The sequence below is a fragment of the Azospirillum brasilense genome (assembly GCF_001315015.1).
GTDB classification, from domain to species: Bacteria; Pseudomonadota; Alphaproteobacteria; order Azospirillales; family Azospirillaceae; genus Azospirillum; species Azospirillum brasilense.
The window spans coordinates 625,253-651,021 of the sequence record NZ_CP012916.1 but is presented as its reverse complement, the minus strand read 5'-3'; the positions used below and the strand labels follow the sequence as shown (position 1 = coordinate 651,021).

The window sequence follows — 25,769 nt, the reverse complement described above, 5'->3', positions numbered from 1 at the left end:
ATCATGCCGCGACCCCCGCCTCGGGGCGCCGCCAGCGCCGCCGGCACCACAGCCGGAAGCGGTCGAGGTACAGGTAGGTGACCGGGGTCGTGTAGAGGGTCAGCATCTGGCTGACCACCAGACCACCGACGATGGCGATGCCCAGCGGCTGGCGCAGTTCCGCGCCGTCGCCGGAGCCGAGCGCCAGCGGCAGGGCGCCCAGCAGGGCGGCGACCGTGGTCATCATGATCGGGCGGAAGCGCAACAGGCAGGCGCGGTGGATCGCGGTGCGCGGGTCCAGCCCCTCGCTCCGCTCCGCCTCCAGCGCCACGTCGATCATCATGATCGCGTTCTTCTTGACGATGCCGATCAGCAGGATGACGCCGATCAGCGCGATGATGCTCAGCTCCTTGTCCAGCGCCATCAGCGCGACCAGAGCCCCCACCCCGGCGGAGGGCAGGGTGGACAGGATGGTCAGCGGGTGGATGTAGCTCTCGTAGAGCACGCCCAGGACGATGTAGACGGCCAGCAGCGCCGCCAGAATCAGCACCGGCTGGTCGCCGATCGACTGCTGGAACACCCTCGCGGTGCCCTGGAAGCTGCCCTGGATGGTGGTCGGCACGCCGATCCGGTCCATGGTGTGGCGGATGACGGCCAGCCCCTCGCCCAGCGAGACGCCGGGGGCGAGGTTGAAGGAGAGGGTGGTGGCGACGAACGGCCCCTGATGGTTCACCGACAGCGGCGTGTTCTCCAGCGAGACGCGGGCGATGGCCGAAAGCGGCACCATCGTCTCCACCCCCGTGCTGAGCGCCGACCCGGTGGAGGCGGCGGTGCGGCCGGTTGTGGCGATCTGGTTGATGCGCTGGTTGCGCGCGGCCTCGGTGTCGGCCGTAGCCGCCCCGGCGATGGCGCTGGTCGCCTGGGTCCCGCTGACCGCCCCGCCGGATTTGCTGATGAGGATGTCCTTCATCATCTCCGGGTCCTCGCGGTACCGGGGGGCGACCTCCATGATGACGCGGTACTGGTTCAGCGGGTTGTAGATGGTCGAGGCGGAGCGCTGGCCGAAGGCGTCGTAGAGCGTGTTGTTGATCTGATTGAAGGACAGGCCCAGCCGCGCCGCGGCGTCGCGGTCCACCGTCACCTCCAGCGCCAGCCCGCGCTGCTGCTGGTCGGAGTTCACCTCCGTCAGCTCCGGCACCTGCTGGAGCGCCTGGGTCAGGCGGGGCGCCCAGGTCTGCAGCTCGTCCAGCGTGTCGCCCTGCAGCGTGAACTGGTAGTTGGCGTTGGCCTGCCGCGCCCCCGCCCGCAAGTCCTGCATGACCGACAGGTACAGGTTCGCGCCGGGGACCTGGGTGAGCTGGGTGCGCAGCCGGGCGATCACCGCGTCCGCCGTCACGTCGCGCTGCGCCAGCGGCTTCAGCGACACGGCCATGAAGCCGCTGTTGGTCCGGCTGCCGCCGGTGTAGCCGACCACCGTGTCCACCGCCGGGTCGGCCTGCACCAGCGCCACGAAGCGCTCCATCTTCTCCTTCATCAGCGCGAAGGAGGTGCTCTGGTCCGCCACGACGAAGCCGATCAGCCGGCCGGTGTCCTGTTGCGGGAAGAAGCCCTTGGGGATGATCGTGAAGAGATGGACGCTGAGCGCCACGGTCGCCGCGAAGACCACCATGGTCAGCAGGCTGTTGTCGAGCGCCGCCGTCAGCGTCCGGTCGTAGAGGCGCAGCGTGCCCCCGCCGATCCGCGTCCCGAAGCGGCGCAGCGCGGCCACGGCGCGGCCCGGCTCCTTCGCCTTGCGCGGCTCGCGCAGCAGGACGGCGCACATCATCGGCGTGGTGGTCAGGCTGATGACCATCGAGACCAGGATGGCGATGGACAGGGTCAGGGCGAATTCGCGGAACAGGCGCCCGACGATGCCGCCCATCAGCAGGATCGGGATGAAGACGGCGACCAGAGACACGCTCATCGACAGGACGGTGAAGCCGACCTCCCGCGCGCCGCGCAGCGCCGCCTGGGTGCGGGACATGCCGTTCTCGATGTGGCGGGCGATGTTCTCCAGCACGACGATGGCGTCGTCCACCACGAAGCCGGTGGCGATGGTCAGCGCCATCAGCGACAGGTTGTTCAGGCTGTAGCCGAGCAGATACATGGCGCCGAAGGTGGCGACCAGCGACACCGGCACCACCACGCTGGGGATCAGCGCCGCCCGCGCGTTGCGCAGGAACAGGAACACCACCATCACCACCAGCCCGACCGCGATGATGAGCGTGTGCTCCACCTCGGCCAGCGAGGCGCGGATGGTCGTGGTGCGGTCGCTGGAGACCGACAGGTCGATGTCGGCGGGGATGGAGGCGCGAAGCTCCGGCAGCATGGCCTTCACCCGGTCCACCGTCTCGATGATGTTGGCCGCCGGCTGGCGGTTCAGCATCAGCAGGACCGACGGCTTGCCGTTGGTGATGCCGGCGTTGCGCAGATCCTCCACGCTGTCCGACACCTCGGCCACGTCGGACAGGCGGACCGCCGCCCCGTTGCGGTAGGCGATGACCAGCGACCGGTACTCCTCCGCCTTGCGGGCTTGGTCGTTGGTGTAGATCTGGAAGCGCAGCTCCCCGTCCTCGACGGCCCCCTTGGGGGCGTTGGCGTTGGCGGACGCGATGGCGGCGCGCACATCCTCCAGCCCGATGCCGTACTGGAACAGGGCGCGCGGGTTCAGCTCCACCCGCACGGCGGGCAGCGAGCTGCCGCCGATGCTGACCTGCCCGATGCCCTCGACCTGCGACAGCTTCTGCTGGAGCACGGTCGCCGCGGAATCGTAGAGCTGCCCCTGGCTGAGCGTCGCCGAGGTCATGGTCAGGATCATGATCGGGGCGTCGGCGGGGTTGACCTTGCGGTAGGTCGGGTTGCTGCGCAGGCTGGACGGCAGGTCGGCGCGGGCGGCGTTGATAGCCGCCTGCACCTCCCGCCCCGCGCCGTCGATGTCGCGGTTCAGGCCGAACTGGAGCGTGATGCGCGTCGATCCGGCGGAGCTGGAGGAGGTCATCTCCGTCACGTCGGCGATCTGCGCCAGATGCCGTTCCAGCGGCGTCGCGACGCTGGCCGCCATGGTTTCCGGGCTGGCGCCGGGCATCGAGGCGGTGACCGAGATGGTCGGGAAATCCACCTGCGGCAGCGGCGACACCGGCAGCCCGACGAAACCCAGCGCCCCGGCCAGCGCCAGCCCGAGCGTCAGCAGGGTCGTCGCCACCGGCCGCCGGATGAAGGGCGCCGACAGGTTGGCGGCCCAGCTCATCGCGCGGCCCCTTCCGTCCGCCCGTCGGGACGCCCGCGCAGGCGCGCGGCCAGCCGGTCGAAGGCCAGATAGATCACCGGCGTGGTGTAGAGGGTCAGAAGCTGGCTGAGGATCAGCCCGCCGACGATGGACACGCCCATCGGCTGGCGCAGTTCCGACCCCGTGCCGGTGCCGAGCATCAGCGGCAGGGCGCCGAGCAGCGCCGCCATGGTGGTCATCAGGATCGGGCGGAAGCGCAGCAGGCAGGCCTGATAGATCGCCTCGCGCGGGGGCTTGCCCTCCTCCCGCTCGGCGTCGAGCGCGAAGTCGATCATCATGATCGCGTTCTTCTTCACGATGCCGATCAGCAGGATGATGCCGATGATGGCGATGATGTCCAGGTCGTGCCCGGCCAGCATCAGCGCGATCAGCGCCCCCACCCCCGCCGAGGGCAGGGTGGAGAGGATCGTGATCGGGTGGATGTAGCTCTCGTAGAGGACGCCCAGCACGATGTACATCGTGACGATGGCGGCCAGGATCAGCAGGAGCTGGTTGCCCAGCGACGCCTGGAAGGCCAGGGCCGCGCCCTGGAAGCGGGTCAGCACGCTGGCCGGCAGGCCGAGTTCCTGTTCCGCCGCCTCGATGGCCTTGACCGCGGCGCCCAGCGAGACCCCCGGCGCGAGGTTGAAGGAGACGGTGACCGCCGGGAACTGCCCGAAGTGGTTGATCTGGAGCGGCGCGTTGCGCACCTCCATCCGCGCGAAGGCGGCCAGCGGCACCTGCCCGCCGCCCGCCGAGGGCAGATGGATGGAGGTGAGCAGCTGGTCGACCGTCATGCGGTCGGGGTCGGCCTCCAGGATCACGCGGAACTGGTTGGCCTGGGTGAAGATGGTGGAGACGATGCGCTGGCCGAAGGAGTCGTACAGCGCGTTGTCGATGGCCGCCGTGGTGACGCCGTAGCGCGCGGCGGTGTCGCGGTCGATGGTGATGGAGGCCGACAGCCCCTTCTCCTGAAGGTTGCTGGTGACGTCGGTGATCTCCGGAACCGCGGCCAGCCGGTCGATCAGCCTCGGCGCCCAGACGCGCAGCTCCTCGGGATTCGCGTCCTCAAGCACGAACTGGTACTGGGTGCGGCTGACCGTGGCGTCGATGGTCAGGTCCTGCACCGGCTGCATGAACAGCTCGATTCCGGGGACGGCGGCGGTGTTGTGGCGGATGCGGCGGATGATGTCGGCCACATGGTCCGTCCGCTGCTCCTTCGGCTTCAGGTTGATGAGGAGGCGGCCGCTGTTCATGGTGGTGTTGCTGCCGTCCACCCCGATGAAGGAGGACAGGCTGACCACGTCCGGGTCCTTCAGCACCTCCACCGCCAGCGCCCGCTGCCGCTCCGCCATGGCGGCGTAGGAGACGGACTGGGTGGCCTCCGTCACGCCCTGGATCAGGCCCGTGTCCTGCGCCGGGAAGAAGCCCTTGGGAATGGCCGTGTAGAGCACCACCGTCAGCGCCAGCGTGCCCACGGCGACCAGAAGCGTCGCCCCCTGGCGGTCCAGCACCCAGCGCAGCGTGCGGGCGTAGCCGGCGATCACCGCGTCGAACCACGCCTCGCTGCGCCGCGCGATGGCGGACATCTCGCGCGGCTCGCGGTGGCGCAGCAGCTTGGCGCAGAGCATCGGCACCAGCGTCAGCGAGACGACGGCGGAGATCAGGATGGTGACGGCCAGCGTGATGGCGAACTCGCGGAACAGCCGGCCCACCACGTCGCCCATGAACAGCAGCGGGATCAGCACCGCGATCAGCGAGACGGTCAGCGACACGATGGTGAAGCCGATCTGCTTCGACCCCTTCAGCGCGGCCTGGAGCGGTGGCTCCCCGCGCTCGACATGGCGGGCGATGTTCTCGATCATCACGATGGCGTCGTCGACGACGAAGCCGGTCGCGACGGTCAGCGCCATCAAGGACAGGTTGTTCAGGCTGAAGCCCGCCAGATACATCACCGCGAAGGTGCCGACCAGCGAGAGCGGCACCGACAGGCTGGGGATGATCGTCGCCGGGATGTTGCGCAGGAACAGGAAGATGACCAGCACCACCAGCCCCATGGCCACCATCATCTCCATCTGCACGTCCTCGACGGAGGCGCGGATGGTCACGGTGCGGTCGGTCAGCACGGCGACATCGACCGAGCCGGGCAGGGCGGCGGTCAGGTTGGGCAGCATCTCCTTCACCCGGTCCACCACCTCGATCACGTTGGCGCCGGGCTGGCGCTGGATGTTCAGGAGGATGGCCGGCGTGTCGTTCATCCAGGCGCCCAGCCGGGTGTTCTCGGCGCTGTCCAGCACCTCGGCGATGTCGGACAGGCGGACCGGGGCGCCGCTGCGGTAGGCGACGACGAGGTCCTTGTACTCGTCGGCCCGGCGGAGCTGGTCGTTGGCGTTGATGGTGTAGTTGCGGGTCGGCCCGTCGATGGTGCCCTTGGGCGAGTTGACGTTGGCCGTGTTGATGGTGCTGCGCAGGTCGTCGATGTTCAGGCCATAGGCGGCCAGCGCCTGGACGTTGGCGCGGATGCGCACCGCCGGCCGGTGCCCGCCGCTGAGGCTGACCAGACCGACGCCGGGAAGCTGCGACAGCTTCTGCGCGAAGCGGCTGTCGGCGAGGTCCTGCACCTGGGTCAGCGGCAGCGTCTTGGAGGTCAGGGCCAGAGTCAGGATCGGCGCGTCGGCCGGGTTGACCTTGGCGTAGATCGGCGGGGCGGGCAGGTCGGAGGGCAGCAGGTTGCCGGCGGCGTTGATGGCCGCCTGCACCTCCTGCTCCGCGATGTCGATGCTGAGTTCCAGCCCGAACTGGAGTGTGATGACCGACGCCCCGGCGGCGCTGACCGAGGACATCTGGACCAGCCCCGGCATCTGGCCGAGCTGGCGCTCCAGCGGGGCGGTGACCGAGGAGGTCATCACCTCCGGGCTGGCGCCGGGGAAGAAGGTCTGGACCTGGATCGTCGGGTATTCCACCGCCGGCAGCGCCGACAGCGGCAGGAAGCGGTAGGACACCGCCCCCACCAGCAGGATCGCCAGCATCAGCAGCGAGGTGGCGACCGGGCGGACGACGAAGGGGTGGGAGATGTTCATGGCGACAGGCGCGCGTTACGACGCGTTGCGCTGGGGGCGGCGCTGCGGGCGCGGTCCCTCGCTGGACGGGGCGGGGGCGGTTGGCTGGGCCGAGCCGTCGGTCGCCGCGACCTTGGCGCCCTCGCGCAGCCGGTCGGCGCCCTGGATCACCACCGTCTCGCCGGGCTGCACGCCCTGTGTGATGACGGTCTTCGCCCCGTCGCTGGCGCCCAGCGTCACCGGGCGGACCGAGGCCGTGCTGTCCTCGCCGTTCACCACATAGACGTAGGTGCCGGGTGCCCCACGCTGCACCGCTGCCACCGGGACCATCGGTACACCGGCCAGCGTGTCCACCAGAAGCTGGACGTTGACGAACTGGTTGGGGAACAGCGACTGGTCGGCGTTGTCGAACTGGGCGCGCAGCTTCACCGTGCCGGTGGTCACGTCGATCTGGTTGTCCACCGTGGTCAGCGTGCCGGTCGCCAGCACGCGGTCGCGCGTCCGGTCGTAAGCGGTCACTGGCAGGTGTGCCCCGTCGCGCAGCCGGGCCATGATCGCCGGAATGTTGTCCTCCGGCAGGGTGAACAGGACGGAGATCGGCTGCACCTGGGTGATGACGACGATGCCGCCGGCCTCGCCCGCGGTGACGTAGTTGCCGGGATCGACCAGCCGCAGCCCGGCGCGGCCCGACACGGGCGCGGTGATGCGGGTGTAGGACAGGTTCAGCTTGGCATTCTCCACCGCCACCTGATCGGCCTTCACCGTGCCCTCATACTGCTGGACCAGCGATTCCTGGGTGTCGCGCTGCTGCTTGGCGATGGAATCCTGCTTGACCAGCAGGCGGTAGCGCTCCAGGTCCAGCCGGGCGTTCTTCAGCAGCGCCTGATCGCGCAGCAGCTGGGCTTCGGCCTGCTCGACGGCGAGCTGAAAGGGCCGCGGGTCCACCTCCGCCAGGAAGTCGCCCTTCTGCACGGCCTGCCCCTCGGTGAAGGCAACCTGGGTGAGCTGGCCGCCGACCTGCGGGCGCACCGTGACCGTGGCGAGCGAGGAGACGGTGCCGAGCCCATTCAGCCGGATCGGCATGTCGCCCTTCTCCACCGTGGCGGTCACCACCGGCGAGGCGGTCGGCATGCCGGGCCGGAACCCGCCGGGGCCGCCACGGGTCGCCATCTCGGGCGCCGGGCGGAAGGCGAACCACCACACCCCGCCGCCGATCAGCGCCAGCACCACCAGCCACGCCAGCACCCGTCCCAAGATCGAGCGGCGTCTGGGCGCGTCGGTCCGCTGGGCCTCGGGAGCCGTCCGGTCCCGGCGGGCCTCCGGCGCTGCCGTCGCGGGACTGTCCGGCCCGGGCGCGGGCGGCGGTTTCAGGGGCGTGTCCAAATCCATCGGGTCCTTCATCGCCTGCGGGCGTCGTCCGGAAAGTCGCGTCGGGAGGGGTGCCGATGGCCCGGCCCTGATCCCGGCGGGACGCTATCACGGCGTCGCGCGCAAAATATGTCCAGAAGGGATTAGATTTGTAACGCTCGGTAACAGCGTCGAGGGGCCGTCGAGAGTCCCCTCTCCCCTCCGGGGAGAGGGTTAGGGTGAGGGGGTTGCGCTTATGCCGGACGTTCCGCCACGCGCAACCCCCTCACCGGCCCTGCGGGCCACCCTCTCCCCTCCGGGGAGAGGGTTACGTCACGCCAATCCCGTCACAAAGGCGGCGATGCGGCGGCAGGCCTCCGCAAGCTCCGCCTCGCCGACCGCGAAGGACAGGCGGACGCAGCCCGCCGCCGCCGGGCCGAAGGCGCCGGCGTCGAGCACCGACACGCCGGTCTCGCGGAACAGCCGCCACGCGAACTCCATGGTCGGCAGGCCGGTGCCGCGCACGTCCACCAGCATGAACATGCCGGCCTCCGGCTTCAGGCAGCGCAGGCCGGGAACGGAGCCGAGCGCTTCCAGCGCGATGTCGCGGCGGCGGCGGTAGCCCTCGCGCATCGACGCCACCGCCTCGTCGCCCTGCTCGACGGCGACCAGCGCCGCCTGCTGGACGAAGCCCGGCAGGCCGTAGAGCATGCACAGCGCCAGCGTGCCCATATGGGCGACCAGCGGCGCCGGGGCGACCACCCAGCCGGCGCGCCAGCCGGTCATGGCGTGCGACTTGGACAGGCTGTTGATGGTCACCGTGCGCTCCGCCATGCCGGGAAGGGTGGCGATGCTGACATGGGGGCGGTCGAAGGTCAGGCTGGCGTAGACCTCGTCGGCGACCACCCACAGATCGTGGCGGCGGGCGAGGTCGGCGACGGCTTCCAGTTCCTCCGCCGACATGACGATGCCGGTGGGGTTGGCGGGGGTCGCCAGGAAGATGGCGCGGGTGCGCGGGGTGACCGCGGCGGCCAGCGCCGCCGGGTCCAGCCGCAGCGTGGCGGCGTCCGGGGCCACCGGGACCAGCGTGGCGCCCGACGCGCGGACGCAGGCCTCGTAGGTGAGGTACATCGGCTCCGGCACCAGCACCTCGTCCCCCGCCTCGACGAGGCAGAGGGTGGCGTTGAACAGGCCGTTCTGCGCCCCGGCGCAGACGATGACGTTCTCCGGCTCCACCGGCAGGCCGGTGCGGCGGGCGACGTCGCGGGCCAGCGCGGCGCGCAGCTCCGGACGGCCGGGAATCGGGGTGTAGTGGGTGTCGCCGGCGTGAAGGGCGGCGATGGCCGCGTCGCGCACCGGGGCGGGCGTGTCGAAATCCGGGTCGCCGACGCTCAGCACGATCACGTCCTCGCCGCGCCCCTTGGCGGTCCAGGCGGCGAAATGGATGTCCCAAGCCGCGACGCGGTCGCCGCGGATGCGGTCGGTGAGGGAAGAGAAACGCATCGGCGGAGGCTCCCTGGCAGGCTTTCCCGTTGGCCGGACACGGGTCACGGCGGAAGCCCATCCATATGCCCCAGGGCAATGCCGGGGCACAACCGGGCGTTTGAGGAGCGACGGCGCAAGGCGGCCATTCATGCCCATTAGGACACCCTGATATGACCGACCGGCAATTGCAGCGCTGCGAAAACGGGGCCTATGACGGACCTCAAAGAAAAGAATGAGTGAATCGTCTGCCGAACAATTTCAACAGGCAACAAACGCCCGAGAACGTGCAAAGGATGACCATGTACCGCGATCGTATTCGCCTGAAGTCCCTGTGGGGTAAGGTGGTGACGCCGGAAGAGGCGGCCCTGCTGATCCGTGACGGCATGACCATCGGCATGAGCGGCTTCACCCGCGCCGGGGACGCCAAGGCGGTGCCGCTGGCGCTGGCCGAACGCGCCGCGACGGAGCGGTTGAAGGTCACGCTGATGACCGGCGCCTCGCTCGGCAACGACGTGGACCGCATCCTGACGGAGGCCGGGGTTCTGGCCCGCCGCCTGCCGTTCCAGGCCGACCCGGTGCTGCGCAAGGCGATCAACCGCGGCGAGGTGATGTTCGTCGACCAGCACCTGTCGGAAACGGTGGAGCTTCTGCGCTCCCGTCAGATGGGGCCGGTGGATGTGGCGGTGATCGAGGCCTGCGCGATCACCGAGACGGGTGGGATCGTCCCCACAACCTCCATCGGCAACTCTGCGACCTTCGCCATCCTGGCGGAGAAGATCATCGTCGAGCTGAACCTGACCCAGCCGCTCGACCTGGAGGGAATGCACGACGTCTACATCCCGACGCGCCGCCCCTTCCGCGAGCCGATCCCGGTGGTGACGGCGGAGAGCCGCGCCGGCCTGCCCTACATCCCCGTCGACCCGTCGAAGATCGCGGCCATCGTGGTGACGCGCAAGCAGGACAGCAGCGCCACCATCCTGCCGCCGGACGGCGAAACCCGGAACATCGCCGGCCATCTGATCGAGTTTCTTGACCGCGAGGTGCGGCAGGGCCGGCTGGGCCGCTCGCTGAATCCGCTCCAGGCCGGGATCGGGACCATCGCCAACGCCGTGCTGCACGGCATGATCGACAGCCCGTTCCACGATCTGACCATGTACAGCGAGGTCCTGCAGGACAGCACCTTCGAGCTGTTCGATGCGGGCAAGCTGACTTTCGCGTCGGGCTCCTCCATCACGCTGAGCGCCGGGAAATACGCGGAGGTTCTGCCGAAGATCGGGAGCTACAAGGGCCGGCTGCTGCTGCGGCCGCAGGAGATCTCCAACCACCCGGAGGTCATCCGCCGGCTGGGCGTGATCGGCATCAACACGGCGCTGGAGTGCGACATCTACGGCAACGTGAACTCGACCCACGTCAACGGCACGCAGATGATGAACGGCATCGGCGGCTCCGGCGACTTCGCCCGCAACGCCCATCTCGCCATCTTTGTCACGAAATCCCTGGCCAAGGACGGGAAGATTTCCAGCGTTGTGCCGATGGTCACCCACGCCGACCACAACGAGCATGACGTGGATGTCCTGGTGACCGAGACCGGGCTGGCCGATCTGCGCGGCCTCGCCCCGCGCGAGCGGGCGGAGGCGATCATCCGCAACTGCGTCCATCCCAGCTACCGCGAACTGGCGCTGGATTATCACCGCCGGGCGCTCCAGCGCGGGGGGCACACGCCGCACCTGCTGGAGGAGGCCTTCTCCTGGCATCTGCGTTACCAGCAGACGGGCAGCATGCAGCCGGCTTAAGGCCTCCGCTCCGCCCCGCACCGTCCCTACGGCGTGGGAAAGGTGCGGGGCTGGGCAAACGCCTCCAAGCTGACCCTCACGGACGTCCGGACACCGTCCCCGCGGTCCGCAGGCTGAGGGCGTCGTGCAGCGAGGCGGCCAAAGTGCGCGCCACGCAGTCGTAGCCGAAGTCGTTCTGGTGGATGCCGTCCGGCCCGACCAGATCGCTCATGGCGGACTGCCGCGTCTCCACCCATTGGCGCATGACCGCGTAACGGTGGAACAGGCCAACCCCTTCCTCCGCCGCGACGCGGGCGATGCGGGCCTCCATCTCCTCATGCTGGGGCTTCGCCAGCATGGCCGGGGCGTATTGCAGGTCCATCAACACGACGTCCAGACCGGCGTCCTTCAGCGTCCGCACCCCGCTGCGGATTACCTGTTCCGCCGCTTCGGGATCGTCGCCGCGCAGGATGGTGTTGGCCGCGACTTGCCAGATCACCAGATCGGGGGCCTCGCTCAGAACGTCGCGAGGGAATCGCTTCAGCATGTCGGGTCCGGTTTCCCCGTTGGCGCCCTTGTTGAGGACGGTCAGGGTGAGGCCGGGGTAGCGCGCCCCCAGATGTTCGGCCAGCCGCGCCGGATAGCTGTGCTCCGGTTTGCTGGCCCCCGCCCCGGCGGTGGAGGAGGATCCGATGGCGACGATGCGCAGCGGCCTTCCGGCGGCCAGCGCCCGCGCGCTGCGCGGCAGCGGAACGGCGAGATCGGCGGTCTGCACGGACACGGCGCAGGCCGCCGCCTTCACCGGATCGGGCCCGGCCATCAGGCCGGCGAGGAATGGGACGAGGGACAGAAGGGCGGCGGAGAGGACGGCGGCCCTCCGGCCACGGGTCCGGGGGGCTTGGGTGCCGATCACGGAGCGGGTCTCCCGGCGCGGTCGATCATGGTGGACACGGTATCGGCCAGAATGCGGCCAAGGCAGCGGTGGACGAACTGATAAGCCTGCAGCTTTTCCGCCTTGGAATCGGGGGCGAAGCCAACGCGGCCCTCTTCGAACCAATGCCGCATCATCTCGAAACGGGGGAAATGGACCACGTCGCTGTTCTGCGACATCCATTCCACATAATCCAGGTAGGGTTGGAAAGTGATGAGCTGGGTCGTCTGCGGGCTGTATTGCATGTCCATCAGGATCACGTCGGCGCCGCGCCCCTGGGCCACCGCGATGCCGCGGCCCAACGCCTCCCCGAAGCTGTCGGGCCCGATGTTCCGCATGGCGTCCGCCGTCCCCACCTGCCAGACCAGCAGGGAGGCGGATGAGGAGGCCAGTTCCCGGTTCAGGACGGGCAGCATCTCCTGCGCGGTCGCCCCCGGCGCGTTGCGGACGGTCACGCTGACCTTGCGGTCGGGCATCCGGGCCGCCAGCTCCTTTTCCAGCAGCACCGGATAGGCGGTGTCGGGGCGCGAACTCGCCGAATTCAGCACCAGGATCGGCAGCGCGCCGCCGCGCTTCAGCCGTTCCCAGGCGCGCGGCAGGGCGCCATCGATGGTGTAGACGGTTTCCGGAACGGCGCAGGGGTCGGTGGGCGTCTCCGACGCCGCATGCGCGACGCTTGCGGAAATGGTGGTGGGTGCGGTCAGTCCCGCAAGGAAGGCCAGGGTCAAGACGGTCGCGCGCTTCATGCGCTCGGGTCCTTGGCAGGGCCCAATGGGGCGGCAGGGGCCAGTGGAGCGGCGGGTGCCGCGGGCGGGGCGGATGCCGGTTGGCGTGGCGGCCGTCCCACGGACTGATACCAGGTCAGCACCCGCGCGGCGGCCACCATCACGGCGATTCCGGCGAGTGTGACCGAAAACTGGGCCAAAAGCGAGGCTGACCAGTGGTTCAGCACCGTCTGGCCGGCGAAGGAGAGGAAGATGCCCAGGCAGAAGACCTGAAGCGACTGCCGGCCGCACAGGATCACCGGGGCCAGCACCGGCCACCGCAGCCACGCACTGTCGAACCGCGCGACCTGGAGGACGACGTAGGCCAGCGCGCAGAAATGCGCAAACCGCAGCAGGTCGAGGTCGGTCTTGCTGATCGGGTAGAGAATCTCCGCCAGCCACACCGGCATCAGCGCGGCCATCGGGGCGATCTGCCAGGAGGTCACCAGCAGCAGCGCGGCGAACAGATAGCTCCCCGCCAGCCACAGCAACACCGTCCGTCGCCTGGTCAGTGCCGCCGCGACCTTGGGCAGCCGCTGCATGGTGGCCCCCAGCACGAACAGGAGTTGCCAGGCGAATGGGTTGAAGAACCAGACGCCGCCGTCCGGATAGGTCGGCAGATTCCAGTCCAGGATGCGTGCCGCCGTGTAGAGTGTCACCGACCCGGCCAACAGGGCCAGCGGCCAGCGCCGCAGCACCGGCAGCACGACCGGGAGGGACAGCAGCAGCACGATGTAGAGCGGTAAAATGTCGAGGTTGGCCGGTCGGAACTTCAGCGCCAACGCCTGCACCAGCGATACCGCGGGATCGGCGAAGAAGCCGGCGATGCCCATTTCCTCGGTGAACAGCGGGTTGTCGAAGACCCGCGCGGTGTAGGCGACCTGCGCCGTGAAGGCGATGAACAGGAACAGATAGGCGATGTAGAGCGTCCAGCAGCGGTCCAGCACCTTGGCCGCCGCGAAGCGCCAGCCATGCTGGTCCAGTATCCGCGAATAGACCAGCGCCGATGTGTAGCCGGAGATGAAGACGAACACCTCGGTCGCGTCGCTCAGACCGAAGTTGCGCATCGTCACCCAGGCGATCTGGTTGCCCGGAATGTGGTCCACGAAGATGAACCACAGGGCCAGACCGCGAAAGAAGTCCAACCGAAGATCGCGCATCCCGCCCGACGCCACCGCCTGGTCCCGCTCTGATTTCGTGTGCGGCGCACCGTGGCACGGTGTTCCCTTCTTGGCAATCGGCTCGGCGGCGGGGCTGTTGCATGGGCTGCGGGACGAACGGCCCCATGCGGACCAACGCGTGTTGTGCCATCACCGCGCACAACCGGTTTCGCTCGACGGCACCACGCCGCCGCCGGCCAAGCGAAGGACCCATGATGGCGACCATTGAAGAAGCGCTCGACATCGCGATCGACCATCACGCGTCCGGTCGCTTGGCGGAAGCCGAAACCATCTACAGCCGCATCCTCGACGTCGATCCGCGGAACGCGCCCGCCTTGCATCTGGCAGGGGTGCTGGCCTGCCAGACGGACCGCCTCGATACTGCGCTCGACCGGCTGGGCCTCGCCGTCCGGGAGGCTCCCGGCATGGCCGCCTACCGCGTCGACCATGCCAAGGCGCTGACCGCCGCGCGACGGTGGAGCGACGTCGCGGCGGCCTTGCGGCCCGCCCTCCTGGTGCTGGCCCCCGATTCGGCCGAGGGTTGGTATTTCCTGGCCCTGCTGAAGGCCGACGTGGAGGGCATGGAGGCGATGGTGGTCGAGGGTGCGGTCCGCAGCATCGCCCGCTGCCGCCCCGCGCTCTACCTGGAGAATGACCGGGAGGAGCAGTCCGCGGATCTGATCGCCATGCTTCAGGGCCTCGGCTACCGGCTGTGGTGGCACATCGTGCCAATCTACAACCCAGCCAACCACGCGGGAAATCGATACGATGCCTTTCCCGGCGTGGTGTCGTTGAACCTTTTGGGGCTGCCCAAAGGACGCCCGTGCCCCATGCAGACTCTGCCGCCGGTCATTGGGCCCGGCCAGTCCTGGCGCGAGGCTTTGACCGGGTAGGGGCGCCGTTGACCATCCGTGCGCCGGGCTTTCCCCCGGTGGGCTGGCTTGTTCAAGCCGTGTCGGCCTTGCGCACCCGCACATGGCTGTCGTGGAAGGCGGCGCCGCCGAAGGGTGCCACCGGGTCGGCGCCGGTCAGGCTGTTGATGCCGCGTCCTCCCTCGTGCGCCGCGTTGGGCCAGATGGATTCGGCAATGGCCACGCCCCGCCGCACCCCGTCGAACAGCCGCGCGTGCAGCAGCACCGCGCCGCGCCCGTTGGCGGCCTCCACCCGGTCGCCCTCCGCGATGCCCAGCGCCGCCGCGTCGTCGGGGTGAAGCATCAGGCTCGGGCGGCGCTCCCGCCCGGCGGAGGTCGGGGTCTCGGTGAAGCTGCTGTTCAGGAAGTTGCGGGCCGGCGCGGTGACCAGCCGGAAGGGATGCTCGTCATCGGCCTCCTCCGTCACCGCCCAATGATCGGGGAAGGTCGGCATCGAATCGACCGGGCCGAAGGTGGACGGCGCGGCGTAGGGCACCTTGGGCCAGTCCGGCTTCAGGCGGAACTTGCCGTCGGGCCAGCGGAAGCCCTTCACGAAATGCGCGTCTTCGAAATTCGGCTGCACGTCGAGGAAGCGCCGGGATTCCAGCGCCACCAGCGTGCCGTGGCCGGACGCGCGCAGCGTGGCGTCGATCAGCTCCCGCTCGGTCATGGCGAAGCCGGGGTGGGAGTCGCTGCCCAGCCGCCGCGCCAGCTCGCCGATGACGGCGTGGTTGGGCCGGCAGTCGCCGGGCGGGTCGACCAGCTTGGGCCCGAGCAGGATGTGCTGGTTGCCGCCCGCCTGATAGAGGTCGTCGTGCTCCAGAAACATGGTGGCGGGCAGCACGATGTCGGCCATCCGCGCCGTCTCGGTCATGAACTGCTCGTGCACGCAGACGAACAGGTCGTCGCGGGCGAAGCCGCGGCGCACACGCGCCTGATCGGGGGCGATGGTCACCGGGTTGGTGTTCTGGATCAGCAGCGCCGTCACCGGCGGGCCGCCGGCCAGCGCCTCCGGGTCACCCTCCAGGATCGGGCCGATGCGCGACTGGTCGAGCATGCGCACGGCCGGGTCGCGCAGGTCCAGCCCCTCGATCAGCGTCTTGTTCCAGCCGTAGATGCCGCTGTTGGAATGGAAGGCGCCGCCGCCCTCGACCTGCCAGGCGCCGCTGACCACCGGGATGCAGGAGGCGGCGTGCATGTTCACCGCCCCGTTGCGCGAGCGGGTGAAGCCGTAGCCCAGCCGGAAATAGCTGCGCGGCGTCCGCCCGACCAGCCGGGCGAAGTCCTCGATCTCCGCCGCCGGCAGGCCGGTGATGGCCTCCGCCCATTCCGGAGTCCGGGTGGCGAGATGCGCCTCCAGCCCGGCGGGGTCGTCGGCGTGGCTGGCGAGATAGGCGCGGTCGGCCAGACCGTCGCGGAACAGCACATGCATCACCGCGCAGGCCAGCGCCCCGTCGCTGCCCGGACGGATCAGCAGGGGAATATCCGCCTGCTCCATGGTCGGGGTGCGGTAGACGTCGACCACGGCGATCTTCGCCCCGCGCTCCTTGCGGGCGCGCACCGCGTGGGTCATCACGTTGACCTGGGTGGAGACGGCGTTGGTGCCCCAGATCACCACGAGGTCGGACTTGGCCATCTCGCGCGGATCGGCCCCGGCCAGCTTGCCGGCGCCGGCCAGCCAGCCGGCCCAGGCCGGGTTGGTGCAGATGGTGGCGAAGAAGCCCGACCAGCGCCGGGCGTGGCGCAGCCGGTTGATGCCGTCGCGCTGCACCAGCCCCATGGTGCCCGCGTAGTAGTATGGCCACACCGTCTCCGGCCCGTGCCGGCGCTCGGCCTCCAGGAACTGGTCGGCGACGACGTCCAGCGCCTCGTCCCAGGAGATCGGCGCGAACTGGCCGGAGCCCTTGGGGCCGGTGCGGCGCAGCGGCTGGGTCAGCCGGTCGGGGTGGTGCACCCGCTCGGCGTAGCGGGCGACCTTCGCGCAGATCACCCCCGCGGTGTAGCTGTTGTCGGCGGCGCCGCGGATGCGCCCGATGCGGCGCTCGTCCAGCACCTCGACCTCCAGCGCGCAGGTGGACGGGCAATCGTGCGGGCAGGCCGAGGCGTGCAGGCGGGGGGCGGTGCGGTTTGACATGGGTCTACAGATGGGTGCGGGAGGGGGTCAGGGAAGGGCGGCGGTGCTGTGCAGCGTCACGCGCAGGCCGCCGTGCGACACCGACGGGCCGGAGGGCTGGAAGGGCAGGCCGGTCGTCTGGGCCAGCGACGCCTCGTTGGTGACGAGGCCGACCCGCCAGCCGGAAAAGCGCGACAGCAACGTCTGCCCCAGCGCGCCGTAGAGGGCGAACAGCGGCTTCTTCTCGCCGATCCGCGCGCCGTAGGGCGGGTTGACGATGACGAGGCCCGGCGGACCCTCCGGCGGAGGCATCAGGTCGCTGACCGCGTGCTTCTGGAAGTCCGTCAAAGCGGCGACGCCCGCGCGCTCGGCGTTGGCACGGCTCATGGCGATGGCCCCGCCGTCACGGTCGCTGCCGTAGAAGCGAAACGTCGGCGTTTGAGCGTTGCCGCCTGCGGAGCGCATCGCCTGCCACGCCGCGTCGTCGAAGGAGGCGAGCTGTTCGAAGGCGAAGCGGCGGCTGCGTCCGGGGTGCAGGCCGGCGGCGATCTCCGCCGCCTCGATGACGAAGGTGCCGGAGCCGCACATGGGATCGACCACCGGTTCCGTCCCGTCGTAACCGCAATGGTGCAGGAACAGGGCGGCCAGCGTCTCGCGCAGCGGGGCCTTGTGGATCTCCTCCTTGTGGCCGCGCTTGTGCAGGGACTCGCCCGACGTGTCGACGCTGATGGTGCACAGGTCGTCGTCGATGCGGGCCTTGATGGAGACCTCGGCCTCGGCGGAGATGGGGGCGCCCAGCTCCTCGGTGATGGCGCGCTCGATGCGCTGGGCGGTCGCCCCGGCGTGGTAGATGCGCGAGCCCTTGCAGGACGCCTCGACGCGGACCGGCACGTCGGGGCGCAGGAACTCGGCCCAGGGCACCCGGCGCGCCCGCTTGTCGAGCTGGGCGAGGTGGAAGGCGCGGAAGGAGGCGACGCGGGCCAGCACGCGGGTTGCCCCGCGCAGCTCCAGGTTCGCCCGCCAGACCTCCGGCCAGCCGCCGCGGATGGTGACGCCGCCCTTGATGGCGGTGGCGTCGCGGAAGCCCTTGGCCTTCACCTCCGCGCAGAGCACGGATTCCAGGCCCGGCGCGGTGACGATGAAGATCTCGAAATCGGTGCCGGTACGGTCGGCGGCGGCGGTGTCGCTGGTCATGGCCCCTAGATATCCCGAAGCCCCGTCGCCTTCGACATCTTTCTAACCGCCGGCCCTCTCAACGCGGCTTTGCTCATTCACGCCGGAAAGCAAGCGGCCTGAATGAGGCGGTTGAGCTTGGATTTCTCATTGGTTCCGGACACGATTCAGCAGGGTGATGAATTCCTGCCGATCAAGGTACCCATCGTGATTGGTGTCGGCCTGTTTGAAAGCGGAATCGACGATGTCAAGGAATTCAAGGGTGTCGATTTTGCCATCCATTCCGGCGAAGGTCGCGAACACATTAGCCGGCAGAAAAGTTTCATCGGCGCTTAAGGCAAGATCCTTGTTGCGATCCAGAATGTAGAACACCAACATTTGGTTGTTCTTGAACTCCATCATGGAGACTTTGCCGTCCTGATCGTCGTCGAGAAGTTCGAAGATCCTGGCGTCGCGTGTGTTCTCAACGGAAGCCGCCGCTGCGGTCGCTGCACTGTGTGTGAGCGCCGCCAGAGCCACAATCAACGTGAACGCCCCTCGCGCCTTCGCGGCCATGGTCGATCTCCCCTTTCAATCCGGGATGCTTTGCTTCTTTCTGGTATCGGGCCGCAAGCCGGCATCATTTCAGGCGTAGCGTACGGCCGCTTTCACGAATGCTACGGTAACGACGCGTTGCATCACTGTGTTCGGAGCCTCTCGCCGTCGGCCGTCTGCGACGGAGGAATGGCAAGACCGGCCTTGCGCAAGCCATCAACGATCCGGACGATGATGTCCGGGTGGATGTTGCGGCGTTCGAATTCGGAGATCGCCTTGACCGGGAAGTTCGGGTCGAGCCGCAGGATCTCGGAAACCGCTTTTGCCGCCTCGGCCCGGTTTCCGGTCTGGCCGTGTATCATCGCCAGCGCAACGTGGCCGAGGATGACCTCCCGCCCCAGATTGGCCCGTCGCATCTCCTCAAGCGCGTCGTCATAGCGACCATTCACGTAATGATAGGTGGCGATTACGATGCGGTACCAGCTTGGCTGCGCCGGGTTGCGGGTGAAGGCTTCGCGGATCAGAGGAATTCCGCGCTCCCACTCGCCGGTCAAGCTGTAGCAGCGCCCCAGGTCGGCGAGGATCGCGCTGTCGTTCGGGTTGAGCGCGAGCGCCTGCTCATACGCGGCGATGCTGCGCTGGGGCTCTCTGCGCAGCCACCAGGCAAGCCCGAGCGCCTGATGGGACAACGCGCTGTCCGGAGCGAGCGTCACCGCGCGCTCGGCCAATTGCAGTCCGTCATCGATCGGGTTTGGGCGGGACGGACGGGGGTTGAAGCCGAGCCGGGCTTCGTCGATGGTGACCATGGCGAGCGCCGCCCAGGCTTCCGGATAACCAGGGTCGCTCCTGGTTGTCCGTTCAAGGCAATCCCGGACCTCGGCGTGGAGGACGAGGCTGAGTTGGCGCCAATACTGACGGGCGCGCAGAAGGCAGGCATAGGACGACAGATCCTGTGGCGCGTGCCGGTCGCTCAACCGCGCCTCTTCGCGCTCGATCACGCCGTCCGATTGCGCCAGGGTGCGGGCGACCTGAACGGCGATGTCATGGCGCAGGTCCAGCAGCTTGGCCGGCGTGACGGCGCGACGGAAGCTGTCCGACCACAGGTAGCGATGGTCCTTGGCCGCGATCAGCGTGGCCGTCACTTGGATGTAGTCACCGGTTTGAGCGACGCTGCCCTTCAAAAGATAGTCGACATGGCTGGTCGGGACGGCTTCGCGCAACGCCGGCGCCGAAGGGTAGCGGAAGCTGGTGTCGGCGCCGAAGACCAGAAAATCGTCGAAGCGGATGAGTGCCGCGACGAGATCCTCGGTGATGCCGTTGGCGACGAGGTCGAGCGTCGGGTCGCCGGAGCCGTTGGTGAACGGCAGAACCAACAGGGCCGGACCGCGCACCGCTCGTTGTGGCGCGGCCGGCGCCGTGGCTCCCTCCAGAGCGCTCCTCGACGGGTCGGGAGCGACGCCGCGCCACCCGGCGACGAGTTCCAGACCGGCTACGGCCAGAAGCAAGAGGGCCAGACTCATGACTGCGGCCGCGATGGCCAGCCAGCGGAACGGGCGGTCGATGCGGCGTCCAAGGATCAGCGACGCGCGGGGCAGAGTCAGCCTCGCACGGGGTGGCACGGATGCCGGACCGGAGATTTCGTCCGGAAGGTCGGCCCCGGCCGTGACCGGCACCAGGGAGAACTGGGGGACGTAGCCGCCTTTGGGAATGGCGATGCGCAGGGGGTCGGCGGCGCCTTCGGTCAGATAATAATGCTCCAGTGCGCGGCGAAGGCGGCCGGCCTGGATGCGGACCACCGGGTCGAGCAGCGGGTCGAAGCTGGCGTCGCGGTCGAACACGTCCATGGCGATGGTGTAGGCCTTGATGCGGTTGGCGCGCCCGGCCAGAGCCTCCTGCACGATGAATTGCAGAAAGCGGCGGCCACGGGCGGACCCACGCAGGCTGCGGCTGGCCAGCACGCGCGCCAACGCGGCATCGATGAGCGGTGCCGTGATGGTGGAGGCTGGTAAATCAGTGGCCTGCGGTTCGTCGGAGGCGTGAAGCACGAGCGCCCTCCTTCCGTTAAGTCCATCCGGCAGCCATGCCCACAGGGCAAGGGGTTGCTACACCATGCGGTCCATGCCGGGACGGTCTACATAGCCAGGCGCTGGGGCCAGACACTGGAAGCTGTAGACGTCATGATCACGAGGCGCACGATACAACATCTAGAAAATTTGTTCGAATGTAAATCAAGTTTCCGCGCATGAGCGGTGGACGCGATCATTGCAGAAACCCATGCCGGACAAGGGCAGTGCGCAGTTTATTCCTATGAAATGGAGACTGGAACACTCACTGACGGTATAGCCGCTTCACGCCCACGCCCTGGCTTCATTACTTCCTCCGGAATGATAGCCCTTACCTTTTTCGTGAAGCGCACAAAGCTGCTCTTTCTGCCTGTTACGGTATCAAAGCCAACCGTTTCACCCTTCAAGGCGGTGGACGATCCGGTGCAGGTTGGTCAAGAGCAAAGTCCGGAACGAGGCAGGCCCCCCGGCGCTCTTCCAGAACCGGGGAGACTCGCCCATGTCGGATAAGCTACGGCACGTCGTGGAGCGATTCCCGGACTTGGCGGGGATGATCAAACAACACAGCGCCGACAATCGGTTCTTTCGCAGTCTCTGTGAGGACTATGGCGAGGCCGTCGAGATTCTGCGGGGGTGGGAGGCATCGAACAGCGGGCGACGCTCGAAACGCACCGCCGCGTGCCGCGTCCTCATCGCGGACCTCGAACAGGAAATCCTGCTCGAACTCCAGAACCGGATCGATGGTGTATGACCATCCGCCGGACTGCCGCCGGGTCTGTCGTCAAGTCTGTTCGCCGTTTCTGCCAATGAACCGCCAGTCCCGTCACGGATCACACCCAACACCCGTCCGCAAGGATGATGAGCATGGCAAAGAAGCTGAAGACTGCCCATCGCGTCGAGTCCGCGCGACCAAAGCTCAAGCGGCGGGACTACGAAAGTGCGCTTGCGGATCTTCATGTCGAACTGGTGAAGCTGCAACAATGGGTTGTTCGCAAAGGCATGAAGGTCTGCATCGTCTTCGAAGGTCGCGACACCGCCGGCAAGGGCGGAACCATCAAGGCCATCACCGAGCGCGTGAGTCCGCGCGTGTTCCGCGTCGTCGCCTTGCCCACGCCGACCGAGCGCGAAAAGTCGCAAATGTACATTCAGCGCTACATCCCGCACCTGCCCGCCGCCGGGGAGGTCGTCATCTTCGACCGGAGCTGGTACAATCGCGCCGGAGTTGAGCGGGTGATGGGCTTCTGCACCGAGGAGCAGGCGAAGCGGTTTCTCGACGTCGTCCCGAGCGTGGAGAAGGCCATCATCGAGTCCGGGGTGGTTCTGCTGAAATACTGGCTCGAAGTCAGCCCCAAAGAGCAGACACGCCGCCTTGAAGCACGGATCAACGACGGGCGGAAGGTCTGGAAGCTGTCGCCGATGGATTTGAAGTCCTACGGCCACTGGTACGATTATTCGCGCGCGCGCGACGAGATGTTCAGGGAGACCGACACCTCCTGGGCGCCGTGGTTCGTCGCGCGGTCGGACGACAAGAGGCGGGCGCGCTTGAACATCATCCGCCATATGCTCGACCACATCCCCTATGAAGAGCTGCCCAGGGAAACCGTGAAGCTGCCCAAGCGCCAGGACCCGGACGGCTACGAGAACCCCAACTACCCATTGAAGGTCATTCCGGAGCTGCAATGGCCCACGGAGTGAGGCCGAACGGTCATTTTGGTTCAGCGCCGCCGCCGGACGAGCCACAGGCGAACCGACCACAGGCCGGCGGCGAGAAGTCCGGCCACCACGGCACCCAGAAGGGCGACGTCGCCGACACCCGGCCGTGGGAGGCGACCGCTCTCCCACGCTGTGCGGACCTTCTCCAAATCCTCCCTCAGCGAAGGGAGGGGGAGCGCGGCGAGATCCTCCACGGGGAGGGAGCCCAGAATGCGCCGGGGGTCCGCCACCGCCCGCCACCGGCTGTCCAACGGCAGGCTCTCGGCAAGCCGGCCGATCTCGCCCTCGTCCGTGAAGAACTGCGGATCGAGCGTCAGCGGGAACAGGGTCGTCTCGCCCCGCATGCGCAGTTCGATCATCGCGTTCACGTCGTTGCAGACGCCCAGCGCGTAGTAGCCGCCAAACGGTAGCTCCGGATGGCGCCGCTTGATCGCGTCGTAGGCGCGCACAATGACGCCGGCGAGGCGGATCACCTCCATCGCCTCCTCCCCACGGTAGCGGTGCGCCACCCTGCCCATGACCCAGGCCTGATCGCGAGTCACGCTCGGGCGGAACACGGCTTGGCCGTCGATTCCGAAATAGAAGGACAGATCCGCGTTGACCACCGGGCCGCGGACGACGAGTTCGTGCTGGGAATGGCTGACCGGAACCAGAAGGTTGCGGTCCGTCCCGGGGACCGGCAGTCGGGTGTCGATCCAGAACGGCGTCAGGACGTCGCGGCCCTGATAGATCAGGTCGCCGAAATTGGCAAAATACCGTGAATCGCGGACCTCCACGTCGTGGCCGCTCCGCTCCAACGCTTCCACCAGGGCGCGGGGCGTGTCCAACACCCGGCCGTCAAGGACGACCCGGTAGCGCCCTCCGCCGTCCGGCGTGTTCAAGGAAAAGCGGTTGAGCAGTTCGGCCAGACGCAGGCTATCGGCGTAATGTTCGGCCATCGCGGGATCGACGCGGTCGCCGGTCTCCAGCCCAAAGCCCAGCGGGCGCAGATAGGCATCCGGCGCCAGAGGGGTGCCGACGGCGGGAATGCCCAGCCCCTCCTCGGCCGCCGTCTCAATCGCCTTTTCGGCCGGCGCGGGCTCCGGTGGGGCGTCATCGTCGCTGGGCCGGTCCAGCATCGCCCCGGCGAGCCGCACGGACCGGCCCATTCCCTGGACCGTCAGCCCGGGAAACCGGTCCAGCTCCTCGAAATTCTTGCCGAGGATCATCTCGCGCAGGCGTTTGATCTCGTCCGGTCCCAGAATGCCGCCCGCCTTCGGATCGCGCCCCAGGCGCCGGTACAGGGCTTCCACGAACTCGGGGTTCCGGGCCAGTTCGGCCATGACCTGCGAGACGGGCAGCCATGGCGCCTCATCCGCCCGCAGGTCCGCCCGCGAAGGCGCGGAGCACAGCAGGGCGCTGGACAGGATGAGAGCGGAAACGGCGCGTCCCAGGCCCATCATGCCAAGCCCATCATGGGAGCCACCGTCAACGGGTCCGGCTCGCGATGCGGGGGGCGCCGGTGCCCGGTGGTCCGCACTCGTTGCGTTTCGTACAGGATTCCTCCCAATGGAGGAGAAGGATGCGGCGCACCTCCTCGATCGTGCGCGGGTCGGACTGCGTCGAGTGCCCGGAACGCACGATATACTCGGACTCGACCCCGTCGATGTGGGCGCTCTTGTACTCCACGACGCCGTCGTCACCGGTTTCGACCGGCCCGTCGCCGCGCACAGCGATGATCGAGTGCGCCTTGACCCCCGCGGCGATGGGCGTGCGCGCCAGGGTCTGGACCAGCAGGCTGCCGGGCGTCATGGCATGGACGCTGCCAAACCCCGTCTGTCCGGCAAGTGTGGTGCTGGCGTCGTCCAGCTTGCCGATTTCCGTACTCACTCTCAGCAGGCGTCCCGGCAGCCGCACCAAACTTGCGACGAACTGGCTGATCCGGTTGCCGGCGACGTAGCTGCCGCCATGTGGCGTGGCGATGAAGACGAGGCGCTTGACCGACGGAACCGGCTTTATGAACAGGGCGCGCGTCAGCAGGTCGCGCGTTTCCGGGTCGAGCTGAAGCTGGTCGGGCGGCTTGCGAAACGCCGTGTTCCACAGTCGGGCGCCCGTGTCCACCGCCGTCAACTTGGTCAGCAGGCCACCCTGGCTGTGCCCGATGACGACCATCTCGTGCAGCGCCGGTTCCCGCCCGGACGGGTCCAGGGTGGACACCGCCTCCTGCAGCGAATCACGCAGCAACAATGCGGAATAGGGAACGGGATTGCCCGTCTCGTAGCTGAAGAACCAGAACTGAAAGCGGTCGCGGATGCGCGGGTCGCTCCTCAGATCGTTCAGCATCTCGGCCCAGCGCACCGGGCTCGATGCCGTTCCGTGAACGAAGACGACGGGAATGCGGCCGGACCGGAATGGTTCCAGCGCGACCAGGCGGGACGGCAACTTATCCAGCAGACCGCCGCGCAGGAAGCCGCCGAACTCGAATTCCCAGACCGGCATGCCGTCCAGCATGTAGGCCAGCGTGGCGGTGTGCTCGACCTCCAGCGGCACCGGTTGGCGGTCGATCAGCACCGCTTCGGTGTCGGATGAGGGATAGAGTTCGAGTTGCGCGCGCACCTGCCCGCTCATGATCTGGTGCCGGGGATCGGGGATGCGCAGCAGCGCGGTCACGGGCGTCTTGACGCGCGGGGCGACCTGGAAGCCCTTCGCCAGGGTGCTCTGCGTGGTTCCCGCCGCCAAGGGGGCGCCGATGCCGGGTTGGCGATAGCGGGCGTCGAGGCCGTGAACCTGCAACTCGGCGACCGGAAAGAAGCCGGTCAGCTGGCGCCCGCCCCACACCAGTTCCCGAGAATCGAAGGCCACGTCCAACTCACCGAACGGCAGCGGGTGGCGGGCCTCCCGAATGGCGATGCCGGTTCGGTCCTCCGTCGCCAGCCCGGAGGTCAAGCCACGGTTGTACAGATCGGTGGCCAGCCGGAACCGGGGATCGTAGGGGCTGGGCGGCTGGTCCAGTCCTCCCGGAAAGAGAAACGCGTAGGCGTAGAGGGCGGACGCCAGATAATAGGGCCGCCCTCCCTGCTCCTCGGCGTGCAGAAACGACATCTCGGCCAAGGCGAAGATCTCGTCGGCGCCGCCATGCCCCTGCGTGACCAGCGCGCGGAGGTCGGCCATGGCGTTCTCCGGCTGCGTCAGGAAGCGGTCCGTCAGGGACCACCGGCGCAGCACGTTGTGGGTCGGATCGCTGAGCGCGTGCGCCGACAGGACGTTGTGCGTAAGCTGCTGATGGACGGTGCCGTGGTCCACGCGTTCGACGCTGACCGCCGTCGCGCATCCTCCGGCAAGAATCGTCCAGACCAGCAGGACCGCGACGGCGAAGCCCCTCGGAAGGGGCGGGCGCCTCATCCCGCAGGCTCCTGCGCCGCCCGTCGCCACTGGCCGGGCATCCTGGCTTGCGTGCACTCCCATGCCCTCCGCCCGTGCTT

Annotated in this window: 17 protein-coding genes; 4 read left to right on the top strand and 13 right to left on the bottom strand. The window is 68.4% G+C overall.

The genetic code is table 11. From position 1 onward, the window contains the following. Position 1: 1 nt before the first annotated feature. The 4 genes from AMK58_RS24200 to AMK58_RS24185 form a co-directional block, all read right to left on the bottom strand. Positions 2-3,265 (bottom strand): efflux RND transporter permease subunit, encoded by a 3,264-nt coding sequence (locus AMK58_RS24200; RefSeq protein ID WP_059399544.1) that lies wholly within the window; start codon positions 3,263-3,265, stop codon positions 2-4. Then, positions 3,262-6,363 carry an MdtB/MuxB family multidrug efflux RND transporter permease subunit gene (locus AMK58_RS24195; protein WP_059399543.1) on the bottom strand — a complete coding sequence of 1,034 codons (3,102 nt, stop codon included), beginning with the start codon at positions 6,361-6,363 and terminating at the stop codon, positions 3,262-3,264. The genes AMK58_RS24200 and AMK58_RS24195 overlap by 4 nt, the downstream gene beginning before the upstream one ends. A gap of 15 nt (positions 6,364-6,378) precedes the next feature. Continuing rightward, positions 6,379-7,731 carry an MdtA/MuxA family multidrug efflux RND transporter periplasmic adaptor subunit gene (locus AMK58_RS24190; RefSeq protein ID WP_035680221.1) on the bottom strand — a complete coding sequence of 451 codons (1,353 nt, stop codon included), beginning with the start codon at positions 7,729-7,731 and terminating at the stop codon, positions 6,379-6,381. Positions 7,732-8,022: 291 nt separating this feature from the next. Continuing rightward, a complete protein-coding gene (locus tag AMK58_RS24185; protein ID WP_059399542.1) occupies positions 8,023-9,192 on the bottom strand; it encodes a pyridoxal phosphate-dependent aminotransferase in 1,170 nt (389 codons plus the stop codon). Between the two features lie 281 nt (positions 9,193-9,473). Between AMK58_RS24185 and AMK58_RS24180 the strand changes: the two genes are divergently transcribed. Further along, a complete protein-coding gene (locus AMK58_RS24180; RefSeq protein WP_035680502.1) occupies positions 9,474-10,967 on the top strand; it encodes an acetyl-CoA hydrolase/transferase family protein in 1,494 nt (497 codons plus the stop codon). A 76-nt stretch (positions 10,968-11,043) separates the two neighbouring features. On the opposite strand, the gene AMK58_RS24175 is transcribed toward AMK58_RS24180, so the two are convergent. Genes AMK58_RS24175 through AMK58_RS24165 form a run of 3 tightly spaced genes read right to left on the bottom strand, consistent with a single transcriptional unit; the run spans position 11,044 to position 13,786 of the window. Further along, complete coding sequence (locus AMK58_RS24175) at positions 11,044-11,859, bottom strand: SGNH/GDSL hydrolase family protein (protein ID WP_035680505.1); 816 nt, start codon at positions 11,857-11,859, stop codon at positions 11,044-11,046. Then, positions 11,856-12,623 carry an SGNH/GDSL hydrolase family protein gene (locus AMK58_RS24170; protein WP_051140764.1) on the bottom strand — a complete coding sequence of 256 codons (768 nt, stop codon included), beginning with the start codon at positions 12,621-12,623 and terminating at the stop codon, positions 11,856-11,858. The genes AMK58_RS24175 and AMK58_RS24170 overlap by 4 nt, the downstream gene beginning before the upstream one ends. Then, positions 12,620-13,786, bottom strand: a complete 1,167-nt coding sequence (locus AMK58_RS24165) for an OpgC family protein (protein WP_236778317.1) — start codon at positions 13,784-13,786, stop codon at positions 12,620-12,622. The genes AMK58_RS24170 and AMK58_RS24165 overlap by 4 nt, the downstream gene beginning before the upstream one ends. A 227-nt stretch (positions 13,787-14,013) precedes the next feature. On the opposite strand from AMK58_RS24165, the gene AMK58_RS24160 reads away from it, so the two are divergent. Continuing rightward, entirely contained in the window at positions 14,014-14,694 is a 681-nt protein-coding gene (locus AMK58_RS24160) for an FkbM family methyltransferase (protein ID WP_051140766.1), read from the top strand. Between the two features lie 52 nt (positions 14,695-14,746). Here AMK58_RS24160 and AMK58_RS24155 read toward each other — a convergent pair whose 3' ends face one another. The 4 genes from AMK58_RS24155 to AMK58_RS24140 all read right to left on the bottom strand — a co-directional run bounded on the left by AMK58_RS24155 (position 14,747) and on the right by AMK58_RS24140 (position 20,577). After that, on the bottom strand, positions 14,747-16,846 hold the full coding sequence (locus AMK58_RS24155) for a molybdopterin-containing oxidoreductase family protein (protein ID WP_059399541.1): 2,100 nt from the start codon (positions 16,844-16,846) through the stop codon (positions 14,747-14,749). A 27-nt stretch (positions 16,847-16,873) separates the two neighbouring features. Then, complete coding sequence (locus AMK58_RS24150; RefSeq protein WP_051140767.1) at positions 16,874-18,019, bottom strand: THUMP domain-containing class I SAM-dependent RNA methyltransferase; 1,146 nt, start codon at positions 18,017-18,019, stop codon at positions 16,874-16,876. 126 nt (positions 18,020-18,145) lie between these two features. Beyond that, positions 18,146-18,553, bottom strand: a complete 408-nt coding sequence (locus AMK58_RS24145; protein ID WP_051140768.1) for an EF-hand domain-containing protein — start codon at positions 18,551-18,553, stop codon at positions 18,146-18,148. Between the two features lie 122 nt (positions 18,554-18,675). Continuing rightward, positions 18,676-20,577 carry a tetratricopeptide repeat protein gene (locus AMK58_RS24140; protein ID WP_059399540.1) on the bottom strand — a complete coding sequence of 634 codons (1,902 nt, stop codon included), beginning with the start codon at positions 20,575-20,577 and terminating at the stop codon, positions 18,676-18,678. Between the two features lie 517 nt (positions 20,578-21,094). Here AMK58_RS24140 and AMK58_RS24135 point away from each other — a divergent pair. Further along, positions 21,095-21,346 carry a hypothetical protein gene (locus AMK58_RS24135; protein WP_035671785.1) on the top strand — a complete coding sequence of 84 codons (252 nt, stop codon included), beginning with the start codon at positions 21,095-21,097 and terminating at the stop codon, positions 21,344-21,346. A gap of 113 nt (positions 21,347-21,459) precedes the next feature. Then, positions 21,460-22,290, top strand: coding sequence for a polyphosphate kinase 2 (gene ppk2 / locus AMK58_RS24130; protein WP_035671787.1), 831 nt, complete (start codon positions 21,460-21,462; stop codon positions 22,288-22,290). Positions 22,291-22,310: 20 nt separating this feature from the next. On the opposite strand, the gene AMK58_RS24125 is transcribed toward ppk2, so the two are convergent. Further along, on the bottom strand, positions 22,311-23,750 hold the full coding sequence (locus tag AMK58_RS24125) for a hypothetical protein (RefSeq protein ID WP_035671789.1): 1,440 nt from the start codon (positions 23,748-23,750) through the stop codon (positions 22,311-22,313). A gap of 25 nt (positions 23,751-23,775) precedes the next feature. Continuing rightward, the gene (locus AMK58_RS24120) at positions 23,776-25,689 is read right to left on the bottom strand and encodes an esterase/lipase family protein (protein ID WP_059399539.1); all 1,914 of its coding nucleotides are present in this window, start codon (positions 25,687-25,689) and stop codon (positions 23,776-23,778) included. Positions 25,690-25,769: the final 80 nt, after the last annotated feature.

Excerpts from the sequence above, each read along its gene's own strand:
- AMK58_RS24200 (WP_059399544.1), bottom strand. The coding sequence starts at position 3,265 with ATGAGCTGGGCCGCCAACCTGTCGGCGCCCTTCATCCGGCGGCCGGTG.
- AMK58_RS24195 (WP_059399543.1), bottom strand. The coding sequence starts at position 6,363 with ATGAACATCTCCCACCCCTTCGTCGTCCGCCCGGTCGCCACCTCGCTG.
- AMK58_RS24190 (WP_035680221.1), bottom strand. The coding sequence starts at position 7,731 with ATGGATTTGGACACGCCCCTGAAACCGCCGCCCGCGCCCGGGCCGGAC.
- AMK58_RS24185 (WP_059399542.1), bottom strand. The coding sequence starts at position 9,192 with ATGCGTTTCTCTTCCCTCACCGACCGCATCCGCGGCGACCGCGTCGCG.
- AMK58_RS24180 (WP_035680502.1), top strand. The coding sequence starts at position 9,474 with ATGTACCGCGATCGTATTCGCCTGAAGTCCCTGTGGGGTAAGGTGGTG.
- AMK58_RS24170 (WP_051140764.1), bottom strand. The coding sequence starts at position 12,623 with ATGAAGCGCGCGACCGTCTTGACCCTGGCCTTCCTTGCGGGACTGACC.
- AMK58_RS24160 (WP_051140766.1), top strand. The coding sequence starts at position 14,014 with ATGATGGCGACCATTGAAGAAGCGCTCGACATCGCGATCGACCATCAC.
- AMK58_RS24155 (WP_059399541.1), bottom strand. The coding sequence starts at position 16,846 with ATGTCAAACCGCACCGCCCCCCGCCTGCACGCCTCGGCCTGCCCGCAC.
- AMK58_RS24150 (WP_051140767.1), bottom strand. The coding sequence starts at position 18,019 with ATGACCAGCGACACCGCCGCCGCCGACCGTACCGGCACCGATTTCGAG.
- AMK58_RS24145 (WP_051140768.1), bottom strand. The coding sequence starts at position 18,553 with ATGGCCGCGAAGGCGCGAGGGGCGTTCACGTTGATTGTGGCTCTGGCG.
- AMK58_RS24135 (WP_035671785.1), top strand. The coding sequence starts at position 21,095 with ATGTCGGATAAGCTACGGCACGTCGTGGAGCGATTCCCGGACTTGGCG.
- ppk2 (WP_035671787.1), top strand. The coding sequence starts at position 21,460 with ATGGCAAAGAAGCTGAAGACTGCCCATCGCGTCGAGTCCGCGCGACCA.
- AMK58_RS24125 (WP_035671789.1), bottom strand. The coding sequence starts at position 23,750 with ATGATGGGCCTGGGACGCGCCGTTTCCGCTCTCATCCTGTCCAGCGCC.
- AMK58_RS24120 (WP_059399539.1), bottom strand. The coding sequence starts at position 25,689 with ATGAGGCGCCCGCCCCTTCCGAGGGGCTTCGCCGTCGCGGTCCTGCTG.